The 13,182-nt window shown below is 45.5% G+C and carries 15 protein-coding genes; 8 read left to right on the forward strand and 7 right to left on the reverse strand.

Annotated features, from left to right (window positions below; genetic code table 11):
• Positions 1-79: 79 nt before the first annotated feature.
• Together YWE_RS26195 and YWE_RS29345 are read right to left on the reverse strand one after the other, a co-directional pair.
• On the reverse strand, positions 80-820 hold the full coding sequence (locus tag YWE_RS26195) for an SAM-dependent methyltransferase (RefSeq protein ID WP_407641203.1): 741 nt from the start codon (positions 818-820) through the stop codon (positions 80-82).
• Positions 821-830: 10 nt separating this feature from the next.
• Positions 831-1,088, reverse strand: a complete 258-nt coding sequence (locus tag YWE_RS29345) for a YjhX family toxin (protein WP_071605805.1) — start codon at positions 1,086-1,088, stop codon at positions 831-833.
• A gap of 471 nt (positions 1,089-1,559) precedes the next feature.
• Here YWE_RS29345 and YWE_RS0100800 point away from each other — a divergent pair, with 471 nt between their 5' ends.
• From YWE_RS0100800 to YWE_RS0100825, 6 genes are all read left to right on the forward strand, one after another.
• On the forward strand, positions 1,560-2,489 hold the full coding sequence (locus YWE_RS0100800; RefSeq protein WP_084166925.1) for a Rossmann-like and DUF2520 domain-containing protein: 930 nt from the start codon (positions 1,560-1,562) through the stop codon (positions 2,487-2,489).
• The gene (gene panB / locus YWE_RS0100805; protein WP_029092804.1) at positions 2,486-3,328 is read left to right on the forward strand and encodes a 3-methyl-2-oxobutanoate hydroxymethyltransferase; all 843 of its coding nucleotides are present in this window, start codon (positions 2,486-2,488) and stop codon (positions 3,326-3,328) included. Before YWE_RS0100800 ends, panB begins: the two co-directional genes overlap by 4 nt.
• Positions 3,329-3,369: 41 nt before the next feature.
• Positions 3,370-4,218 carry a pantoate--beta-alanine ligase gene (gene panC / locus YWE_RS0100810; RefSeq protein WP_036014618.1) on the forward strand — a complete coding sequence of 283 codons (849 nt, stop codon included), beginning with the start codon at positions 3,370-3,372 and terminating at the stop codon, positions 4,216-4,218.
• Positions 4,219-4,230: 12 nt separating this feature from the next.
• Positions 4,231-4,620, forward strand: coding sequence for an aspartate 1-decarboxylase (panD, locus tag YWE_RS0100815; RefSeq protein ID WP_029092806.1), 390 nt, complete (start codon positions 4,231-4,233; stop codon positions 4,618-4,620).
• A 286-nt stretch (positions 4,621-4,906) separates the two neighbouring features.
• On the forward strand, positions 4,907-5,275 hold the full coding sequence (locus YWE_RS28865; protein ID WP_051323109.1) for a hypothetical protein: 369 nt from the start codon (positions 4,907-4,909) through the stop codon (positions 5,273-5,275).
• A 54-nt stretch (positions 5,276-5,329) separates the two neighbouring features.
• Positions 5,330-5,947, forward strand: a complete 618-nt coding sequence (locus YWE_RS0100825; RefSeq protein ID WP_029092807.1) for a hypothetical protein — start codon at positions 5,330-5,332, stop codon at positions 5,945-5,947.
• Between the two features lie 224 nt (positions 5,948-6,171).
• Here YWE_RS0100825 and YWE_RS0100830 read toward each other — a convergent pair whose 3' ends face one another.
• The gene (locus YWE_RS0100830; RefSeq protein WP_029092808.1) at positions 6,172-6,699 is read right to left on the reverse strand and encodes a hypothetical protein; all 528 of its coding nucleotides are present in this window, start codon (positions 6,697-6,699) and stop codon (positions 6,172-6,174) included.
• A gap of 195 nt (positions 6,700-6,894) precedes the next feature.
• Here YWE_RS0100830 and YWE_RS30250 point away from each other — a divergent pair, with 195 nt between their 5' ends.
• Positions 6,895-7,032: a hypothetical protein gene (locus YWE_RS30250; RefSeq protein WP_211230981.1), complete on the forward strand. Its 138-nt coding sequence runs from the start codon at positions 6,895-6,897 to the stop codon at positions 7,030-7,032.
• A 96-nt stretch (positions 7,033-7,128) separates the two neighbouring features.
• Here YWE_RS30250 and YWE_RS0100840 read toward each other — a convergent pair whose 3' ends face one another.
• Positions 7,129-8,103: an alpha/beta hydrolase family protein gene (locus YWE_RS0100840; protein WP_036014674.1), complete on the reverse strand. Its 975-nt coding sequence runs from the start codon at positions 8,101-8,103 to the stop codon at positions 7,129-7,131.
• A 255-nt stretch (positions 8,104-8,358) separates the two neighbouring features.
• Positions 8,359-8,889, reverse strand: coding sequence for an NAD(P)H-dependent oxidoreductase (locus tag YWE_RS0100845; protein ID WP_029092810.1), 531 nt, complete (start codon positions 8,887-8,889; stop codon positions 8,359-8,361).
• A 146-nt stretch (positions 8,890-9,035) separates the two neighbouring features.
• Here YWE_RS0100845 and YWE_RS0100850 point away from each other — a divergent pair, with 146 nt between their 5' ends.
• Positions 9,036-9,389 (forward strand): winged helix-turn-helix transcriptional regulator, encoded by a 354-nt coding sequence (locus YWE_RS0100850; RefSeq protein WP_029092811.1) that lies wholly within the window; start codon positions 9,036-9,038, stop codon positions 9,387-9,389.
• A 96-nt stretch (positions 9,390-9,485) separates the two neighbouring features.
• On the opposite strand, the gene YWE_RS0100855 is transcribed toward YWE_RS0100850, so the two are convergent.
• On the reverse strand, positions 9,486-9,920 hold the full coding sequence (locus tag YWE_RS0100855; RefSeq protein ID WP_029092812.1) for a VOC family protein: 435 nt from the start codon (positions 9,918-9,920) through the stop codon (positions 9,486-9,488).
• 117 nt (positions 9,921-10,037) lie between these two features.
• On the reverse strand, positions 10,038-13,175 hold the full coding sequence (locus tag YWE_RS0100860) for a CusA/CzcA family heavy metal efflux RND transporter (protein ID WP_029092813.1): 3,138 nt from the start codon (positions 13,173-13,175) through the stop codon (positions 10,038-10,040).
• Positions 13,176-13,182: the final 7 nt, after the last annotated feature.

The raw sequence follows: 13,182 nt of genomic DNA on the forward strand, positions 1-13,182 counted from the left end.
CGAGTAACGCTAAAAGTAAAAACAGAGCAGGGTTTGATATTTCGAATGTCGGTATAGCCTTTCGACTATACCGACTGCTTTATATCATCGTGCCATTAATACAAATACCCCCCTCCCGCGTGTAGGTCACGTGGCGTTTTGGCGATATGGTTAACGCCGTTCGGACTTCTTCGGCAAACTCATCGTCAGGATTCTCCGCCAACCAGTGGCGCATGGTCAGCCACTTAGCGGCTTCATATCTGTCCCAGCCTTCTTGGTCTGCCAGTACCATTTCCACAACGTCATAGTCGAGTTGATCGAAAAAGGTGACAAGCCCATTAAGCGTGAGAAAATCGGCGATACACGTTGCTCCACACGCTCTGGCGATCTCTTCGGTTGTCGGTTGCTGAAGCCAGTAGGGTTCACCGATAAGTATCATTCCACCATGTTTAAGGCTCTTTTCCAGTAGCTTAATTGTGCCGGCGACGCCACCCGCAATCCAGGTGGCACCGACACAGGCGGCCACATGGTATTTTTCGTCGGCAACAAAACCGGCAGCATCGTTATGAATAAAATCAACGCGATCGGTGACGCCGAGTTCTTCAGCGCGCAGTTTTGCCTGTTTACTGAATAACTGGCTCATATCGATTCCGACACCGGAGATGCCATAATCACGCGCCCAAGTGCACAGCATTTCGCCTGAGCCGCTACCGAGATCGAGAATGCGTGTGCCCGGCTTCATACGTAATGCATGACCAAGCGTGGCATACTTCTCCGGCGTAAACGGATTATGGATGCGGTGGGCGCTTTCGCTAATGGTAAAAATACGTGGGATATCCATCATGCTCTCCTTAACGGTTATCGAGCTGGGCGCGAACGTTGTTCAGCCCGGTGGTGTTGATGCGGTAGGGCTGACCGTTGACGGATCTAATCAGCTTTTTGGTCTTGAGTTTTTTGAACACGGCAAGCGTGCAGTCGGTGAGCAACAGTCCTTCACGGCTATAGCATTCAACGGATGTGACGCGGCCTGAAGTATCGCGGATGTGCGCAATACGTCCACCTTTGGCGAGAACGTGTAAGGTACGTTGTTCCTGACGGGATAAATTCATACTGGAAAAACCTATTAATCATCATGTACAAAACCTGCAAACACAGCGGTGTTCGCATTCGATTTCTGCGCATTGATAATCAGTCCGGCTTGAAAAAGTCGGTAAGCTGATTATCTGATGATTACATTCTCCAGCATCAAAGCCTCGGGTTGAGTTGAAAGGTATTTACCGAGTGAATGATAACAGATAGTTTTAAAACAAACACCCGTGAGTTGATTGAACCTAATAAGACCGCCAGAAAAAACCAATATTCCGGCGCCTTCTCGCAGACGAAACTGATGCTGACATCAAAATAAACCTCCTAGCCCTCAATCTGAGCAGCGCCATTCTGTTTTAGCCAAATAAATCGTCCCCGAGCAATATCTCCAACACGCTTTAGATACCCGTTATATTCACTGGCATGTTCATCGTTAGAAGGCGTTATATTCCGCCAAAATGCACTTATTCATTTATCTAAAATATTGTTAATTATTGAAAGGATTTATCCGGCTTTTAGAAAGATCAAATAGGCGTTATCTTACTGTCTGGCAACAGGTTCAAAGAGTAGCTGAGGTCGCTTTGAAAATTGGGTTTATTGGTGCAGGAAAGGTCGGATTTACCTTAGGGAAATATCTCACTCTGCGAGGCATTGAGGTGGTCGGCTATTACAGCCGGCAGATTGATGATGCCAAAGATGCTGCGATGTTTACCGATACTCAATACTTTTGTGAATTGCCGGCGTTGCTGCTGAATTGTGACACAATATTTGTCACAGTACCTGATGCAGCCATTACTGACGTATGGAACAAAATTAAGCAGTATCCGGTTAATAACAAGAATATTTGTCATTGTAGCGGCGGGCTAGCTTCAGATATTTTTACCGATATTCAACGTCATGGTGGTTATGGTTATTCTGTCCATCCTATTTACGCTATTCATGACAAGTACAACTCATTTAAATCATTTTCTGAGGTCTATTTTACCGTTGAAGGTCATGGGCCTGAAATTAACCCGTTGATAACGTTGATTGAAAGCATTGGAAATCCGGTAAGCGTCATCAGCGCACAGGACAAAGCGTTGTATCACGCGGCTTCAGCTATGATGAGTAATCTGGTTGTTGCGTTGGCCGCAGTAGGTTCAGACCTGTTTTCAAAGTGCGGTTTTGATCGGGATTTTTCTCAAAAAGCCTGGAATGCACTATTTATAGGTAATGCTGAAAATATTTGCGCATCGGGCGTCACTAATGCGTTAACGGGGCCACTGGAACGTGGCGATGCAGAGACCATCCGTAAGCATATTAATGCGCTAAGCGGAACAGAACGGCAGATATACATGATGTTATCGCAGGTACTGCTTAACGTAGCTAAACAGAAGCACCCGGACAGAGATTATTCATTTATAGAGGCGGAGTTAACATCGTGAAAAATACCGTTATCAGTATGCAGCAGCAGAAAATAGATAAAGATAAAATCACCGTACTGACAGCCTATGATTACTCGACCGCTAAACTAATGGATCAGGCGGGGATCAATGCGCTGTTAGTGGGTGACTCACTCGGTATGGTGATGCTTGGTTATGAAGATACGCTTTCGGTGACCATGGACGATATGATCCATCATAGTAAAGCCGTCGCCAGAGGTGCCGGTCAGGCCATGGTGGTGACCGATTTACCCTTTATGTCTTATCAGGTTTCAGTTCAGGACGCATTGTATAACGCTGGCCGACTGGTTAAAGAAGGCCGGGCCCATGCGGTAAAACTGGAAGGTGGTGAAGAGGTATGCCCTCAGATAAGTGCCATCACTCAGGCCGCTATTCCGGTAATGGCCCATTTAGGGCTCACGCCACAGTCGGTTAATGCCTTCGGCGGTTTTAAAGTCCAGGGTCGAGATTTAGATGCGGCATGGAAGATTATTCAATCAGCATTAGCGGTAGAAAAGGCCGGGGCCTTTGCCGTGGTGCTGGAGTGTGTGCCGGCCAAATTAGCCGGCTTAATTTCATCGTTATTATCTATTCCGACCATTGGAATCGGTGCCGGAGCCGGGTGTGACGGTCAGGTTTTGGTGTATCAAGATATGACCGGTATGTACGGCGGGCATTCGCCTAAGTTTGCTAAAAAGTTCGTTGATATCGGTGAACACATGAAGGCCGCTTTCGGCCAGTATATTCAGCAAACCAAAAACGGTGAATTTCCTGCCCTTGAACATACCTTTACTATAGATGATGAAATTATTGAAAAACTAAAACAAAGAATTTTGGGTTAACACAACGTTTGGATATCACAACGACAGACAGGGGAATTGCTTTGGTCCAGATAGTCAAAACCATCAGTGAAGTGCGCGATATTGTTAAAGCCTGGAAAAGGGCCGGCCATCAGGTCGGGCTGGTGCCGACAATGGGATATTTGCACGAAGGTCATCAAAGCCTGATGACGGCGGCAAAATCAGAGAATGAAAAAGTCGTGGTCTCAGTGTTTGTGAACCCAATGCAATTTGGCCCGACGGAAGATCTGGCCAGCTATCCGAAGGATTTAGATAAAGATCGTCAGCTGTGCCAGCAGGCCGGAGCAGATCTGATTTTTCATCCGGATGCCGCCGAGATGTACTCTGCTGATTTTTGCAGCTTTGTTGATATGACCGGATTAACCGAAGAGCTGTGCGGTCGCAGTCGCCCGATACATTTCAGAGGCGTATGTACCGTGGTCAGCAAGCTATTTAATATTGTGCAGCCAGACAAAGCCTATTTCGGGCAAAAAGATGCTCAACAGCTGGCGGTGATCCGTCGTATGGTCCGGGATTTAAATATTGACGTTGAGATTATTGGCTGTCCGATTATCCGCGAGCACGATGGCTTGGCTAAAAGCTCGCGCAACAGTTATCTCAACCGAGAGCAACGTCAGGCTGCACTCTGCCTTTATCGTGCCATTAAGCTTTCACAGCAGCTAATGCAAGACGGAGAAAGGGACTGCCAGCGAATCTCAGCCCAAATGACAGCGTTAATCGAGCAGGAACCATTAGCCAAAATCGACTATATCTCGATTGTTGATGCCGATACCCTAAGCCCGGTAGAAGGCATTAATCGGTCCGTACTCTGTGCGATTGCCGTTTACATCGGTAAAACCCGATTAATTGATAACATTGTTTTTGATATTTAACAGGAGGCGGTGATGGAACTCACCATGCTAAAAAGCAAAATCCACCGGGCAACGGTGGTGCAGGCTGAGCTGGACTATATCGGTAGTATTACCGTCGATCAGGATCTGTTGGATGCCTCGGGTATTTTGGAGTATGAAAAAGTCCAAATCGTCAATATCAATAACGGTAGCCGGTTTGAGACCTATACCATTACAGGCCAGCGCGGCAGCGGCTTGATTTGCCTTAACGGTGCCGCGGCTCGTCACGTTCAGGTCGGCGATAAGATCATTATCATGTGTTATGCCCGGCTAACGCCAGAAGAAGCGCAGAGTCATCAGCCTAAGGTTATCTTTGTCGATGATAATAATGGTATTTCCCGCGTCTCCCGCTATGAAAAACACGGGCGATTAGAAGACTTATAAAATTCTATTCATTACACAATGATCTATCAGTAGTGCAACTCCACGTCTCAATCCTGTCTCTTGAGCGGACCTTCTGATCAAGAGACAGGTTGAAAACGCAGTCCAATCCTTGAGTCGTTCCCTTAAACCATTGCGCCCAAGACCTGGGTCCCCGTTTTCACGGGGATGACGAGGGAAAGCAAGGACCGCGAGAAAGGGGCAATTGGCCGGGCGGCTATTTAGTGAGAGAATTGGGAATTATGGAAATGAATCGCAAAATAAAGGGATAAATTTTGAGGAATAACTTATGAGTAATGAGGTCAAATTTACCGCTTCTGTGGTTAATTATTATACCGAGGATGACGTTCTTGTTATGGGTATCGGTGATGATCCAACTGAGCCAGAAAACTATCTAATTATCTCCAGATTTGATGATGGTGAAATTGATGATTCAATTGGTATTCAGACTCATTTATCAGAAATGGAAACCTCGAACGCGATAGAAAAAGTAATATTGAACCGGACAAATTTTATTGTTGATATAAAGGCAGGCAAGGAAGAAAAGGTCAACGCGTCAAGGATTGTGGTTACGTTCAGCAATGACAATATAGATTATGTCCGATTAAAAAATCATCTTAGTGATATCTTCTTTGGCAGTTCTGTCAGTATAAACTAAGAGGAAAACAGCCCGTTTTTATAAAAAACTTATCAAATGTCGAGTGGAGATATTATGCGACAGGTTTATCAGCTTCTATGCGCGTCAGCAGATGATAATGATAGCGGCATCAAATTTGGCGGAGGGGCATTTATTGAGAAAGATTGGCCAAAAAATCCGTTAGGGGAAGATTTAACACTGCTCATTACCATTGATAGTGATAAGTTGAATAATGAAATTAACCGTTTCAAGCTGCCTAAAGGTAGGTATATATCTGTTTTTTCGACTTACAATGAAAACAGATATTTTCTAGATGATATTATTTTTTTTGGCGATGATATAGAGCTGAACTATATCAAATCAGGTTTTACAAAGGTGACCGTCAGTAATAGCTCTAAGTTAAATGAATCTGGTAATACTTTTCCTTGTCAAAGAATTAAATTAAATGAAAAACAAATTAATGATGAAGATTATCCAGCATTCTCCTTTCTATCTAATGAAATACCAAATGGAATGGTTGGCTACGATAAAATCATAAAAGATTATGATTTTATATGTCAGCTATACTCAGCAGATATTCCATCAAAAGACGGTGGGGCTTTAGGATTATCTGATGCCATCGGTTATTTATTTTTGAAAAAAAATATTGATGATGTTGATAATGCGGGGTTATTTTTTGTTCAGTCGGCATAACGTCTTTACGTTAATAATTAGGTGTTAGATTTGTTGTAGCGCACCATTGAGAAACGGCCTGTACCTTTAAGATAAGTGATTATTTGTAAATGATTACCAGATCGGTACTGTCCTATACCGGTTTAGGACAGCCAACATAAGTGTTGCGTGAGCATGAAATGATAGCCGGAGCCCACTGGAATATTTTAAAAATAAATTGAGCAACTAATCAAGCAATCAGGCAATCAGGCACTGCCGTAGGTTAAAAAGTTGGCGGAAACATGCTGAGTACCGTAATGCGATTCAGCTTGTTGCCACAGCTCAGCAGGGATGATCAAAAATTGAAGAGTGTCACTAACTCCATATTTATGAGCATTGACCATTAGGATAATGTAGTCCTGTTCCAGCATAGCTTGAAGCTTAGCTATGTCTGCGACGAAAGTTTCGGCTGTGTCATCAAAGTCATCTAATTCAGGGGAAGTGAAGATACTATAGTTACTACGATAATGAACTTCTGCTGATTCATTATCGTCATCAATAGTCACTTGCAAGATATCGGTCCCTAAATGCTCTGATAGGCACTCAAGAAAGTCGAGAATGCTTTCTTTCCAATCCATATTCAGGCAAAAAACTTCACAGAAAACTCGAAAATAATCCTTTTCATAAACCAAGTCCGATCGGCGTTCACTGAGTTCAGATTGAATTTTACGCACGGATTCACTTTGTGGATTGTCAAAGAGAGAAAAGAACTGCTCTTTACTTGGCATACTCATATCAATAATCTCCATGTCATATATATATAAAGAAAGACGTTGATTACTATAACAGTATTTGCGAGCCCTAGCTTTTCTGATAACACTTGAATTTATAGGCATAGCATGATGTTTGTCGCATTTACGATACAGCCAGTAACCTGCGTTACCGACACGATTAATCCAGACAAAGGAAAACGATAATGGAAATTAATGATGGCTTACACGATATCAGCCCAAATAGAAGGTGACTTTGTAGAAATAAAACGTGCTGATGTTGAGTTTGTCATAGGAAATGATCCTATTGATGATTTGCCTCAATTAAGGTTGTTAATTTTAGCCCAGTTCGAGTGAATGTTAACTGTGCTAATGAGCGTCCCTTACTGATGTGGCGGCCTCAGTTTGAACCAATGACATTTTATCAATGCCATTAATTCAATAACCTTATCGCTACTGTACGCCAAGCGTATCCTTAAAGAAGCTTGCGATATCAGCATTAATCCTTTGATGGGTCTCAGTACGATTAATGCCTTTAGGGTCAATACATAATTCCGGCATAGCTTGGCTCATATCGGGTGAACAGGGTGATAAGAACGTGAAATGACCCGCGTTGGCAATGACCTGCAACGATGCACCTAGATTCTTTGCTAACGCCATCCCATTTTCATCAGGGGATAATTCTTCATCCTTATCTCCGACGAAGATCAGTAACGGTGATTTGATAAGCTTCGATTCCGCTGGCGTAAACATAACGCTTAAAGGGGCGAGCAGAACGAATGACCGAATACGCGGGTCAGCGGATGCTGCAAGATCGGGGCGATCTAACCGAATATGTCCCTTGGCTTCGCAGACATGGCGGTCGTTGGGGCGCTTAGCGCAATACTCCACCAGGCGTGCCAGCGTCGGTTTGGCGCCCGCGAGTATCAAGCCGGTGGTTCCTCCGGCCGAAAACCCGACAAATCCTATTCGATCCTTATCGATATGGGGTGCAAGTACAGAATCTTTAAGAGCCGCCGATAAAGCAGCAGATACCTGCAAGGGGCGTCCGTAGAGCACGCTGGTAGTGCCCATCTTGCTAGAATTCTGGAAGTTATCACCGGGATGGGTCAGGCTAACGACGATATATCCTTGTCGCGCTAAGGTTGTAGCGAGGTCATGATGCCCCCACATACTGCCCATATTCCCGTGAGATAGCAGGATCAGCGGATAGAAACCGCGCTCAATGGCGACTGACTTGGATGCCGCAATCTGATAAGGGCCAATGTTGGTCACTTCAGCGCGCCCGGAAATAGGGAAGAACACGACGGTTTCCATTGGCTGATGATCAATAGGATCGACAACTTCAAGCTTCTTGATGCCAACGGCATGAATGCTTTCGGCGTTGACACCTGCAACAGGCAGCATAAGAAACAATACTACCAACATCAATCTCAGGAATATTTTGTTATAATCCGGCAGGTTGGTAGCCTTGATATATTCCGTTTTATTAATATCCATAAAGTCATCCAATAAATAAAATTAAACATCAAAAGCGAATCGTCCAGCCTTAAGTTAAACGATGTTAACAAGTTAAAACCTGGATCCCCGTTTTCACGGGGATGACGAGGGTGGCGGTATCTTCGTCATCCCGTTGAAATAAAATTGAACGACTTTATAGTCATCAGGCCAACAGCCACCGACTCAAAGAGTGCTCAAATACTCAATATACCCTTTAGCACTGGCTTCAACCCGCTCCGGTATCAGCTTAAACTCAGCATCATAGAACAAATAGGGCTCAGCATAATCGGCCTGCACATATTTTGCAGTTAATTCAAACGGCTGCAAAATTTGTTGTAACGAACCGTTATATTGGCCACCTTCGACAAAGTCTTCCTGACTGATTCCGGCGCTAACGGCCAGCGCAATCTTATGACTTTTTAGCTTATAGCCGCTGGTAGAACCATAGGCCCAGCCGTAGAGAAACACTTCATCCAGCCACTGCTTTAAGCGCGGCGGGCAGTTAAACCAGTAGAGCGGAAACTGCAAAATCAGGTTACCGTGCTGTTCTACCAGCGCCTGTTCTTTTGCTACGTCAATCACACCGTCCGGATATGCCTGATAAAGGTCGTGTACGGTATATAAGTCAGGGTACTTTTTCAGCTCTTCAATCCAGCGTTTATTGACCACAGAATGCGTCAAGTTGGGATGAGATACAACAATCAGTGTTTTCAAATCTGTTACTCCATTTATGTAAAAAAACATCGTCATCCGCCAACACAGGTTGCCGGTATTTGTACCGCTCCGGCATTGTATGTTAGATTGCTTTTTAAAATAAAGTACGGTAATTGAAGTTATATACTATACAAAAGGAGAGTGTTATGGCTGAGATAAATCCCTGTAGTACCAGTGATATCATGGGTGATAGCGGATTTAGCTATACGCTGTCGTTGATTAGCGGGAAATATAAAATGGTTATTTTATATTGGCTGGCTGAATTCAAACCCGTTATGCGATTTAACGAACTTAAACGCAGCATTGATACCATTTCTTTTAAAACCCTGAGCACAACGTTGAAAGAGCTGGAAAGAGATGGCCTGGTGGTGAGAAAGGAATACCCGCAAATTCCCCCCAAAGTAGAATATAGCCTTACTGAAAGGGGAAAATCGTTAATTCCGGTATTAGATATGATGTGTGAATGGGGGACCAACCACCGAAATGATAAGCCTGAATAAGATAAGGCATAGCTTACGGTTTAGATAAAATATGAGCCCCGACTTATGAGGGCTGCCATTTTACCCGGTATCAGGTCGGTTTCTTTGCCGAGGCTTCTAACGCAACCACGGCGTAATCGTCACACCTGTTAGTAGCCCTTCAGGACTGAGAAGGCGAGTCACGATTTGGCCCCATGGCTCTTCACGTTTAGCTACCAATAACTGATAACCTTTGCCGCTCAGGATGTCAGTGGCGGTATCAATATCGCTCACTTCAAATTCGATCCATCCTTGAGGTACAGGAAGATTGTCCGGCCATTGTTCGGTTCCAAAACAGGAATATGCCGCCTGAGAAAGCGGCCAAAGCGCAAAGTGTTTAACGCCGCCTAATGCATCATGCCCGGTCAATATATAGTCAGTATTACCGTCCATCGGTTTTAGCGGTAAGCCAAGAGAATCGACATAGAATGATTTACTGATTGCAGTATTTTGTGTAATCGGGCCAAAACCGGCAACAAATAACACTTCGATACCTGATAAATCGGGCTTCATACACCCTCCTAAGTTTTTATGAAATGGCACCATCGCCCAATATCATTTATATCTTAACTGCCATAAACCGGCCAGTTTCACTAAGCAAATTGCCGAGTTAACCGGCCTGATTTAATGTTAGTTTCGGTGCTTACGCATCCAAATCAGTTTATAGGCCGCCGGTATAATAAACATCGAAAGCAGCGGGGCAGTGATCATGCCGCCGATCATCGGTGCAGCAATACGGCTCATCACTTCAGATCCCGCGCCGGTTCCCCATAAGATAGGCAACAGCCCGGCAATAATCACGGCGACCGTCATGGCTTTAGGCCTGACTCGCAGTACCGCACCGTGGTATAGCGCATCATCCAGTTTCTGCTCACTGAATGTTTCCGGTTTACTCAGCTCAGGATGTTCCTCGATGGCATGACGTAAATACATCAGCATCACCACGCCAAACTCGGCGGCAAGACCGGCCAGGGCAATAAATCCGGTTCCGGTAGCCACTGAAAAGTTAAAGCCCAGTGCATATAAGAACCAAATTCCGCCGGTTAGTGCAAACGGGATACTGGCAATAATCAGCAGAGCTTCATCCAAACGTTTAAATGCGATATACAGCAGAATAAAGATGATCATCAGCGTTGCAGGCACCATCAGTTTCAGCTTTTGGTTAGCCCGCTCTAACAGTTCAAACTGGCCGGTAAACGAAACGCTGGTTCCCGGCTTAAGCTGAACCTGTTGATGAATAGCATCACGCAGGTCGTTAACTACCGAGACCATATCCCGGCCCCGGGCATCGATATAGATCCAACTGGCAGGGCGGGCATTTTCTGTTTTTAACATTGGCGGACCGGCAACGACGTTGATATCAGCAACGTCACCTAAGGTAATTTGCTGCTTCATCGGCGTTAATATCGGTAACTCACGTAACGACTGCGGGCTGTTGCGATAGCTTTGCGGATAGCGAATATTAATCGGATAGCGGGCAATACCTTCAACCGTCTCGCCAATCATTGCGCCACCAATGGCCGAAGAGACAAATAGCTGAACGTCTTCAATGGTCATATTGTAACGAGCAGCCTGTTCTCGTTTAATATCCACATCAATATAGCGCCCGCCCACTAAGCGTTCTGCCAGTGCGGAAACCACTCCCGGCACCTGCTTAGCCACTTCTTCAATTTGCTGAGCAGTGATATCAATATCGGCTAAGTCAGTACCTGAAACTTTAATACCTATCGGGCTTTTTACCCCGGTAGAGAGCATATCAATACGATTACGAATGGGTGGAACCCACAGGTTAGCCAGCCCCGGTAAGCGCACGGTTTGATCGAGTTCTTCTATGATTTTTTCAATGGTCATACCCGGCCGCCACTCACTCTGCGGCTTCAACTGAATGGTGGTTTCTACCATTTCCATCGGCGCTGAGTCGGTCGCCGTTTCGGCTTTACCCGCTTTACCAAATACGCTGGCGACTTCCGGCACTGATTTAATCAGCTTATCGGTAGCCTGTAATAGCGCAGCTGACTGGGCGGCAGAAACACCCGGTAAGGTAGAGGGCATATACAGTAAGTCACCTTCATTGATACTTGGCAGAAACTCTCCGCCGATCTTACTTAACGGCCACAAAATAGTGGTCAGTGACAGTAATGCAATCAACAGCGTGACTTTCGGCCAGTGTAGAACCTTAAGCAATAGCGGATGATAGATTCGAATTAAAAAGCGATTAAGTGGATTACTGGATTCTTTAGGAATTTTACCGCGGATCCAGTATCCCATCAGAATTGGAATCACCACGATAGCCAGTACTGCAGCACCCGCCATGGCATAGGTTTTGGTGAACGCCAATGGTCCGAATAGCCGTCCTTCCTGACCTTCAAGGGTAAAAATAGGGATAAAAGATAGCGTGATGATCAGCAGGCTGATAAACAGGGCCGGGCCAACTTCAACTGCCGCATCGGTGATCACTGCCCATCGGGTTTCGTTATCCAGCTTTTTCTGTGGATGCTGATGCTCCCACTCTTCGAGCTTTTTATGGGCATTCTCTATCATCACTATCGCGGCATCCACCATGGCACCGACCGCAATCGCAATACCGCCCAGTGACATAATGTTGGCATTAACTCCCTGAAAGTGCATCACGATAAAGGCAATACAAAGGCCAAGAGGTAACGATATTATGGCCACCAGGGCTGAACGCAGATGCCATAAGAATAGGGCACAGACCAGGGCAACAACAATAAATTCTTCGAGCAATTTATAACTTAGATTATCGATGGCACGGTCAATAAGCTGGCTGCGATCGTAGGTGGTCACAATCTCCACGCCGTCAGGCAGGCTCGACTTCAGCGCTGCTAACTTAATTTTTACCGCTTCAATAACTTCCCGTGCATTCTCACCGGAACGCAACAGCACAATCCCACCCGCGACTTCACCTTCACCGTTTAATTCAGCCACGCCGCGGCGCATTTCAGGGCCGAGCTGGACGCGGGCAATGTCTCGTAAATAGACCGGAACGCCGTTCTGACCGCTGGTTAATACGATTTGGTTAAAGTCTTCAATAGACTGAAGATAGCCGCTTGCTCTGACCATATATTCCGCTTCAGCCATTTCAATCGCAGAGCCACCGGCTTCCTGATTAGAGGCGTTAATCGCCTGTTTAACGCTGGCGAGGGTAATGCCATATTGGGTCAGTTTAAGCGGGTCAATCACTACCTGATACTGTTTTATCGCACCGCCGACAGAGGCGACTTCAGCAACATTGGGAATGGTCTTTAATTCAAACTTTAAGAACCAGTCTTGCAGTGAACGAAGTTCAGCCAGATCGTGTTTACCCGTCCGGTCGACCAGCGCGTATTCAAAAATCCAGCCAACGCCGGTGGCATCAGGGCCAAGTTCAGAGGTGACACCACTGGGGAGTTTGCCCTGAACCTGATTTAAATATTCAAGCACCCGTGAACGGGCCCAATACAGATCTGTTCCGTCTTCGAAAATGACATACACATAAGAGTCACCGAAAGATGAAAATCCGCGCACGGTTTTTGCCCCCGGCACCGATAGCATGGTGGTGGTTAGCGGATAAGTAACCTGATTCTCAACTATTTGTGGTGCTTGGCCGGGGTAGCTGGTTTTAACAATAACCTGAACGTCAGACAGATCCGGTAATGCATCGACCGGGGTCTTAACAATAATCCAAGTGCCCCAAACGGCAAGAAAAAGCACGCCCATCATGACCAGAAAACGGTTAGCGACCGATCGGCGAATAATCCATTCAATCATCATAGTT

The organism is Budvicia aquatica DSM 5075 = ATCC 35567 (assembly GCF_000427805.1).
GTDB classification, from domain to species: domain Bacteria; phylum Pseudomonadota; class Gammaproteobacteria; order Enterobacterales; family Enterobacteriaceae; genus Budvicia; species Budvicia aquatica.

What these genes read in the sequence shown, in the direction of transcription:
- YWE_RS0100855 (WP_029092812.1), bottom strand. Translation starts at nt 9,920, where the DNA reads ATGAAGCCCGATTTATCAGGTATCGAAGTGTTATTTGTTGCCGGTTTT.
- panD (WP_029092806.1), top strand. Translation starts at nt 4,231, where the DNA reads ATGGAACTCACCATGCTAAAAAGCAAAATCCACCGGGCAACGGTGGTG.
- YWE_RS0100840 (WP_036014674.1), bottom strand. Translation starts at nt 8,103, where the DNA reads ATGTTGGTAGTATTGTTTCTTATGCTGCCTGTTGCAGGTGTCAACGCC.
- YWE_RS0100830 (WP_029092808.1), bottom strand. Translation starts at nt 6,699, where the DNA reads ATGAGTATGCCAAGTAAAGAGCAGTTCTTTTCTCTCTTTGACAATCCA.
- YWE_RS30250 (WP_211230981.1), top strand. Translation starts at nt 6,895, where the DNA reads ATGGCTTACACGATATCAGCCCAAATAGAAGGTGACTTTGTAGAAATA.
- YWE_RS0100825 (WP_029092807.1), top strand. Translation starts at nt 5,330, where the DNA reads ATGCGACAGGTTTATCAGCTTCTATGCGCGTCAGCAGATGATAATGAT.
- YWE_RS28865 (WP_051323109.1), top strand. Translation starts at nt 4,907, where the DNA reads ATGAGTAATGAGGTCAAATTTACCGCTTCTGTGGTTAATTATTATACC.
- YWE_RS29345 (WP_071605805.1), bottom strand. Translation starts at nt 1,088, where the DNA reads ATGAATTTATCCCGTCAGGAACAACGTACCTTACACGTTCTCGCCAAA.
- YWE_RS26195 (WP_407641203.1), bottom strand. Translation starts at nt 820, where the DNA reads ATGGATATCCCACGTATTTTTACCATTAGCGAAAGCGCCCACCGCATC.
- YWE_RS0100860 (WP_029092813.1), bottom strand. Translation starts at nt 13,175, where the DNA reads ATGATTGAATGGATTATTCGCCGATCGGTCGCTAACCGTTTTCTGGTC.
- YWE_RS0100850 (WP_029092811.1), top strand. Translation starts at nt 9,036, where the DNA reads ATGGCTGAGATAAATCCCTGTAGTACCAGTGATATCATGGGTGATAGC.